The following is a 7,719-nucleotide window of genomic DNA, read 5'->3' as shown; positions in this document are numbered from 1 at the left end:
AGCCAAATATCCGTTCAGGTTCAAGCAATAATGCTTATCCGAACGGCATTAACTCAACCGAGTGGCTTTTTAATGTCTGAAATTTTCTGAGTCTTTTTCAATTAGCGAATAGGTTATTCCGTCACAGCTTCCTGTTTGAAGCATGGGCTCTTTAACGTGTTCATCTTCTCGATTTCACTGGTTAAACGCAGTGAAAGCAACGCTTTTTGGTTTGAAGCAAAATCGAACATAACGATGGTCGCAGTGCCGATTGTCGTCAGCTTCTGTTGAGCCTTACTGACGATCGCGTATTCCATGGTGAAGCGGTCGTCTTGAATGTCTGTAACACGCGAACCGATCATCAGCGTGTCTGGATACGTGACTGGTCTGAAATATTTACAATAAGTGTCGCCAAGAACAGGGCCAACTTTGGTAATCGCCATCTCTTCCATCAGCTCGACATGCTTGAAAAAATCTAAGCGAGCAGTTTCGAAATAACGAAAATATACGGCGTTGTTAACGTGATTAAGCGCGTCCATTTCTCCCCAAGCGACAGGGATTTCTGTTACTACCGGGTAGTCAGATAATAGTGCTTCCATGCGAACTCTCTTATTGTTATCTGTGTAGTTAGTGTTATCTGGGTAATTAACGTTATCTGCTTATCCTTCATCGGGATAAGTTGTTATTGGAATAAAAACCCTACCGTTAAATTAACAAAACTGCAACACATGTGATTTAAGTTTTTGAAGCTTGAAACCACACAATGTCAGGGACTTAGTCTTTCATTACTTAATGACTTGAACACATTTGCTCCATAACTCAGCGATTAAGGTGTTTGAATTGCAGTTCAACTAAGCGTTGGTATAATTCGCAGCTATTGATGAGAGACTGGTGGTCGCCGATGTCTACTAGCTGCCCTTTATCTAGCACCGCAATCTGGTCGGCGTGTTTAATTGTTGATAATCGATGGGCGATAATGATCGTCGTTCTGCCACGCATTAACTCTTCTAAAGCTTGTTGAACGTGATGCTCACTTTCACTGTCTAGCGCACTGGTTGCTTCATCCAATAAGAGAATATTCGGATCTTTTAGGATGGCACGTGCGATTGCGATACGCTGACGCTGACCGCCAGACAATCTCACGCCACGTTCACCAAGAAAGCTGTGATAGCCTTCAGGTAAGTTCTGAATGAACTCGTGTGCGTGCGCTTTTTTCGCCGCTTCGATAACTTGCTCGTCCGTTGCTTCTGGGTTGCCGTATCGGATGTTATGGAATACATCGTTACTGAACAGAGCAGGTTGTTGCGGTACAAGCGCCATCTGCTTTCTTAATTCATTTGGATCAAACTGATTCAGTTCAACACCGCCTAACGTTACTTTGCCTATTTGTGGGTCGTAGAAACGTTGCAGCAGTTCAAATAGGGTGGTTTTACCTGCGCCAGATGGACCAACCAATGCCAACACTTTACCTTCATGGGCCGTTAGCGTGAGGTTGCTTGTTGCGGGCTGGTCGGGTCTTGATGGGTAACAGAAGGTCACATCATCAAAAGCGACTTCTGGTGTTACGTTATCCAGTGATGTTGGGTTTTCTACAGGCGCAACAATGTGGCTTTCAACTTGCAGAATTTCAATTAATCGTTCTGTCGCACCTGCCGCACGTTGCAATTCACCCATCACTTCAGAAATCGTACCTAGTGATGAAGCGACCATGATCGCATAGAAGACAAACGCCGCTAAGTCACCCGCCGACATCGTGCCGTTGATGACATCGCTGCCACCAACCCAAAGCATGCCTGCAATCGCACTGAACACGATAACAATCACACCAGAGATAAGAATCGCGCGTTGTTTTACACGTTGGCGACCAATCTCATAAGCCTTTTCTACTTCAATTGCGAACGATGCTTTCTCTTGCGCTTCTCGGCTGTAGCTTTGCACCGTTTTGATGTGTTCAATCGCTTCGCCAGCATAAGAACCCACATCAGACATCGAATCTTGGCTTTGGCGAGATAGGGCTCTCACTCGTCGACCGTATACCAAAATCGGAATCAGGATAAACGGCACTGAGGCCAACACGATCAGCGTTAGCTTAATGTTGGTCGCGAACAGCATGATGATTGCGCCAATACACATTAATGCGCTACGCATCGCCATAGAAAACGACGAACCAATAATGCTTTGAAGCAGAGTTGTGTCGGTTGTGATACGCGACATGATGTCGCCACTGCCATTGGTTTCAAAGTAACTCGGATGAAGTGTCACCACGTGATTGAAAACCGACAGGCGAATATCTGCACTCACACGCTCCCCAACAGAAGAGACTAAATAGAAGCGGAAAAAGGTGCCAATCGAGATCAACACGACTACAACCATGATGAATTGAATCGCACTGCCTAAATCTGAGAGTGATTGTTGGCTAAAACCTTGGTCGATAAGAAGGCGAATACCGTGTCCGACTGAAAGGGTTAAGCTCGCCGTGAAGATCAAAGCGATCAGCGCTGCAATCACACGGCCTTTATAGGGCTGAATAAATTTGCTGAGCTCAAATAAAATACTGAGGCTTTTCTTCTCAGGTTTGGGTTGTGGCGCTTTTTGATTAGATCGTTGAGCCGTTCGCTGGGTAGAGTCACGCGTAGAAGAGACGTCGTTTTGCATATGACTGCCTTAATGTGTTGTCGCTTTAAGAGTAGATGGCTTGTTGTTTGTACGTACATGTCACGAATTAAGTGCTAGTCGTTCGTAAATGTTTGTTGCTTACAAGAGAAACCATTAAAGCACGCATCGCTGACTGATGCTTCCTAGGATACTCAATTTTCGGACTTTGATGCCTAGCAAGTGAGGGAATCTTACTGTTCAAAAGGAACATTAAGCATTTAGTGGCGCTTGAAATAAAGATCAAACGAGCTATTTGATTCTAATTTTTATGCATGTGAGCGTAAGCCAATGGCGAATAGAAGCTACAGGTTCTTAGCTATTGTACTGATTTTTTAATTGGAAGGGAAACGTTTGCTTTTGCCCCGACATTAAGCTTATCAGTAACTTGTGACTTTTGGTTGTAAGACCAGTTATAGCGACTGTTTTTTGCGCAACTTTCGTCACAAAAATTCAACAAAATAGTTTTTTATACATTTTTCTTGCATAAAACCTCGAATTGAATAGAATAACCAACAAATGACAATTAATGCAGTATTGTGGCATGAGTATTCAAGTAAAGAGCATCAACAAATCATACGGTAATACCCAAGTTCTTCATGACATCAGCTTTGACTGTGAAAGTGGCGAAACCTTGGTATTGCTTGGCCCAAGCGGCGCGGGCAAGAGTTCATTACTGCGTGTATTGAACCTGTTAGAAATCGCGGACAACGGCGAATTAGACATTGCGAACGAGCAATTCGATTTTTCAAGCCAGATCCAAGAAAAGCAGGGGCTTAAACTTCGTCGTAAAGTTGGCATGGTGTTCCAACAATACAACTTGTGGCCACATATGACGGTGATGGAAAACTTAATTGAAGCTCCCACCAAAGTGGCGGGTTTAGATAAGCAAGAAGCCATCAAGCAAGCTCAAGAAGTACTAAAGACACTTCAACTTGCCGACAAAGCAGACGCTTGGCCACTTCAACTGTCTGGAGGTCAACAACAGCGTGTTGCGATTGCACGTGCGCTGATGATGAAACCGGATGTGTTGTTGTTTGATGAACCAACAGCGGCGCTTGATCCTGAGATCACCAATCAAGTTGTCAGCATTATTAAAGAGTTGAGTGGAACGGGCATTACTCAAGTGGTTGTGACTCACGAAGTTGATTTCGCGAAGAAGATTGCTAGCCACGTTCTGTATCTAGAAAAAGGGTACATCGTTGAACACGGCACCAGCGATTCATTCGTTAATCCGCAGACACCTGAGTTTGCCGAGTATTTGACTCACTAGATTAGTGACTCATTAAACCTGAGTTAACGCATTGGATTCACATAGCCCAAGATTCAGCTAATTTACTTGATTCGGCTAATCACAACACAATTTAGTCAAACATAGATTCAGTTAAAACAAATCAAATTATAAAAATGGCCACAGGTCAAAATCACACAGATTCGGAGTAACAAAATGAAAAAGATTCTACTAGCTTCACTTATCGGCCTTTCTTCTGCAGGCATGGCTGTTAATGCATCGGCACAAGACGAAATCAAATTCGCAATGGAAGCGACTTACGCACCATTCGAATACATGGACGAGAACAACCAAATCCAAGGTTTTGACGTAGACCTAGCAAACGCACTTTGTGAAGAGATGAAAGCGACTTGTACTTTTCACAACCAAGCATTCGATAGCTTGATCCCTGCACTTAAATTCAAACGTTACGATGCGGCTATCTCGGCAATGGACATCACAGAAGCGCGTCTTAAACAAGTGAACTTCTCTAACGCATATTACGACAACTCTGCAGCATTCATCTCTTTCGAAGGCAAAGTAGCAGACCAAGCAGCACTAGAAGGTAAGCGTGTTGGTGTTCAAAACGGTTCTACTCACCTGAGCTTCCTACTTGAGCAAATGACTGGCGTAACAGCGGTACCTTACTCAAGCTACCAAGATGCATTCATCGACATGAAAAACGGTCGTATTGATTCTGTATTCGGTGACACAGCCGTTGTAGCAGAATGGTTCAAGAAAGAAGACAACCTAACGTACGTTGGCGACCAAGTAACAAACCAAGAGTACTTCGGTAACGGCTTTGGCATAGCAGTAAACAAGAGCAACCAAGAACTTGTAGACCAGCTTAACGTTGCACTTGCAGCAGTAAAAGCGAACGGCGAATACGACAAGATCTTCAACAAGTACTTCGGTAAGTAATTTATGGAATTAACGGGTTACTCTTTAGGGCTCGTCGAAGCAAGCTGGATGACTGTTCAGCTTGCATTCGTAAGTCTATTGGTTGGATTGGTTCTAGCAGTTTTGTTTGCAAGTGGTGAGATGTCTCGTCGTATTGCAATCAAATGGCCAACGACTGCATTTGTGACGATTGTTCGTGGTTTACCAGAAATTCTGGTCGTACTGTTTATCTACTTTGGTTCGACACAAGTTCTGTTTATGATCACTGGCGACTTCATCGAAGTGAGCCCGTTCTTATCTGGTGTTGTTGCACTGTCACTTATCTTTGCTTCTTACGCGTCACAAACCATCCGTGGTGCTTTGAAAGCAGTAAGCAAAGGGCAGAGAGAAGCAGCAAGCGCGCTTGGTATCTCTCAATCACGTTCATTCTTTCGTATAGTTTTACCTCAAGCGGTAAGACACGCGCTACCAGGGTTAACCAACCAATGGTTAGTGTTACTAAAAGACACTGCATTAGTATCGCTGATTGGCGTAACGGATTTGTTGAAACAAGCACAACTAACATCAGCGGCAACGCACGAAGCATTTACTTGGTACGCGACAGCAGCAGCAATCTACTTGGTCATCACTTTAATCACACAAAGATTGGTAAAAGTGATTGATGGTAAGTTCTCTATTCAAGGTTTGGGTAACAAAGGGGCAATGGCATGAATCAACAATACCTCCCTCAAATGCTTGAAGGCTTAGTGACCAGTCTTCAACTCACAGGCGCTTCATTGCTGGTTGGTTGTATCTTGTCACTGCTGATGACGGTAACGCTAATCTTAAGAATACCTGCGATTCACTGGTTCACTCGTGGCATCATCACGCTGTTCACCGGCACACCATTATTGGTCCAGATCTTCTTGGTGTATTACGGTCCGGGTCAGTTCGATTGGATTCGTGAAAGCTTCATGTGGACTTGGTTAAGCCAACCTTGGTTCTGTGCAATGTTAGCATTGGCTTTGAACACTGCAGCGTACAGTACGCTACTGTTCAGAGGCGCATTCAACGCCATTCCAGCAGGGCAGTGGGAAGCATGTCGCGCACTAGGAATGGACAAAATCGCAACGCTTAAAGTGTTACTGCCATACGCACTACGCCGCGCCGTTCCAGCATACTCGAACGAAGTAATTCTAGTCTTCAAAGGCACGTCACTGGCAAGCACCATCACCATCATGGATTTGATGGGCTACGCTCAACGTATTAACGGCCAAACCTACGACACGCTAACCGTGTTCGGTATTGCTGGCGCATTCTACTTAGCAGTAAACGGCATACTAACGTTGATCTTCCGTCAAGTAGAGAAGAAGGCCCTCGCATTCGAAGCGGCGTAAGCTAGCTACTCACAAGTTTAATTAACGTATAAAGCCTGCCATTTATGTTCGCATAGATGGCAGGCTTTTTTGTGTTTGGGGTATGTGTAGAGGTGTTGTGCTTATATACAGTTCGGGAAGATTTTTGCCAGAATCATACTATACGGAAAGTTTCTGCACTTTGTCATTCGATGAGTTTATCTATGTTTTAAGTCACTGAAATTGGTCGGTTAATTGTAGTAGAGTTCCGCCCATATGAAACTAGATAGAATGATTCTGTTTTTGAATGCAGAATTTTTCGGTCTAAGAGCTGTTGAACTAAGCCGCTTCGCGGAGGGCTTTCCTCTCACTTACCTGATAGACCAAACTTATGATGTATCCATAGATTAAGGAATACATCATGACCTTATTAAGACAACAACTTATCGATGAAATGGCGGTTCGCCGTTTTTCTCCGAAAACCCATGCAAGCTATTTACGTTGGGTTAAAGATCTATCTACTACTTACGATCTGTCCCCCGATTTACTCACTGATCAACAGATTAGTGCGTATTTACGTACGCTCACCACAGAGCGGAGCTTAAGTAGTAGTACTTGTGCTCAAGCTTTGAATGCCATCTTGTTCTTTTATCGTGCCGTTTTGAATAGAGAATTTGAAGAGCGACTGGTTCCCCCGATTAAACGCGCCAGTAAAATACCGGAGCTGCTTAATCGCGAGGAAGTAAGAAGTATCATTAGTCATTGTCGAAGTCTTAAATATCAGACCGCACTTGAAATGTGTTATGGATGTGGCCTACGTGTCAGTGAGGTCGTAGGCTTGTACGTGAAAGACATTGATGGTACGGCGAAACGACTGCACATTCATTGTGGTAAAGGTAAAAAAGATCGCTTTGTTCCACTGGGTGATAGCCAACTGAATCATCTTCGAAATTACTGGTGTCATTATCATCCCACCGTAGTGCTGTTTCCCAGCCTAGAGCCCGAAAAGCCATTGGGTATTAGCTCTCTGCAGAAATGCTTCAAAGCAGCAAAAGTTGAGGCAAACGTCAGAAAATTAGGAGGAATACACGCCTTGAGGCACGCTTATGCGACTCATCAGCTTGAATCGGGCATGCCTTTGAATGTTCTTCAGCGTTACCTCGGACATTCGAATATCAAAACGACATTGAGGTACACCCATTGGATAGGTCATCACAACGAAAGCTCGGACGGAAGTAAGTTCGACTTAGTTGCTCAACTATGGGAGGAGAGCGAATGAACGCATTATCTCCTTACCAAGCCGTATTAACACAAGGCTTAGAAGAGCTTGATAAAAGCAAAGTCACACCGAGACAGTGGCAAGTGCTTAACCATTTAAGAGACTGCCGAACAGAGCGTATGGGCAGCTACGACTGGCGTTGTCAGCAATGTGGTCATGAAACGCGTTGGTACTGCTCTTGTCGAGACCGTCATTGCCCCAATTGCCAAGAGCAGATGAGACAGCAATGGCTAACAAAGCGAAGCCAAGATATTTTACCTGTGGCCTACCATCATATGGTTTTTACCTTACCTCACGAGTTCAAT

Annotated in this window: 8 protein-coding genes; 6 read left to right on the top strand and 2 right to left on the bottom strand. The window is 44.2% G+C overall.

What is annotated here, in order from left to right:
* Window positions 1-113: 113 nt before the first annotated feature.
* Window positions 114-578: a thioesterase family protein gene (locus tag AB6C75_RS22105; protein WP_269337731.1), complete on the bottom strand. Its 465-nt coding sequence runs from the start codon at window positions 576-578 to the stop codon at window positions 114-116.
* A 220-nt stretch (window positions 579-798) separates the two neighbouring features.
* A complete protein-coding gene (locus AB6C75_RS22100) occupies window positions 799-2,634 on the bottom strand; it encodes an ABC transporter ATP-binding protein/permease (protein WP_372109267.1) in 1,836 nt (611 codons plus the stop codon).
* Window positions 2,635-3,175: 541 nt separating this feature from the next.
* Here AB6C75_RS22100 and artP point away from each other — a divergent pair.
* From artP to AB6C75_RS22070, 6 genes are all read left to right on the top strand, one after another.
* On the top strand, window positions 3,176-3,904 hold the full coding sequence (artP, locus tag AB6C75_RS22095) for an arginine ABC transporter ATP-binding protein ArtP (RefSeq protein WP_009846803.1): 729 nt from the start codon (window positions 3,176-3,178) through the stop codon (window positions 3,902-3,904).
* Between the two features lie 174 nt (window positions 3,905-4,078).
* Entirely contained in the window at window positions 4,079-4,822 is a 744-nt protein-coding gene (locus AB6C75_RS22090; RefSeq protein WP_372109265.1) for a lysine/arginine/ornithine ABC transporter substrate-binding protein, read from the top strand.
* 3 nt (window positions 4,823-4,825) lie between these two features.
* Entirely contained in the window at window positions 4,826-5,512 is a 687-nt protein-coding gene (gene artQ / locus AB6C75_RS22085; RefSeq protein WP_017083621.1) for an arginine ABC transporter permease ArtQ, read from the top strand.
* Entirely contained in the window at window positions 5,509-6,177 is a 669-nt protein-coding gene (artM, locus tag AB6C75_RS22080; RefSeq protein WP_372109263.1) for an arginine ABC transporter permease ArtM, read from the top strand. The genes artQ and artM overlap by 4 nt, the downstream gene beginning before the upstream one ends.
* A 379-nt stretch (window positions 6,178-6,556) precedes the next feature.
* Entirely contained in the window at window positions 6,557-7,414 is an 858-nt protein-coding gene (locus AB6C75_RS22075; RefSeq protein WP_017097399.1) for a tyrosine-type recombinase/integrase, read from the top strand.
* Window positions 7,411-7,719 (top strand): transposase zinc-binding domain-containing protein (locus tag AB6C75_RS22070; protein ID WP_372109261.1); only part of this gene is annotated, 309 nt, incomplete at its 3' end. The genes AB6C75_RS22075 and AB6C75_RS22070, both read left to right, overlap by 4 nt.

The sequence above is a fragment of the Vibrio sp. 10N.237.312.B06 genome (genome assembly GCF_041464685.1).
In the GTDB taxonomy this organism is placed as follows: Bacteria; Pseudomonadota; Gammaproteobacteria; order Enterobacterales; family Vibrionaceae; genus Vibrio; species Vibrio tasmaniensis_A.
Note: the sequence above shows the minus strand (reverse complement) of the source record. Positions and strands in the feature narration are given on the sequence as shown.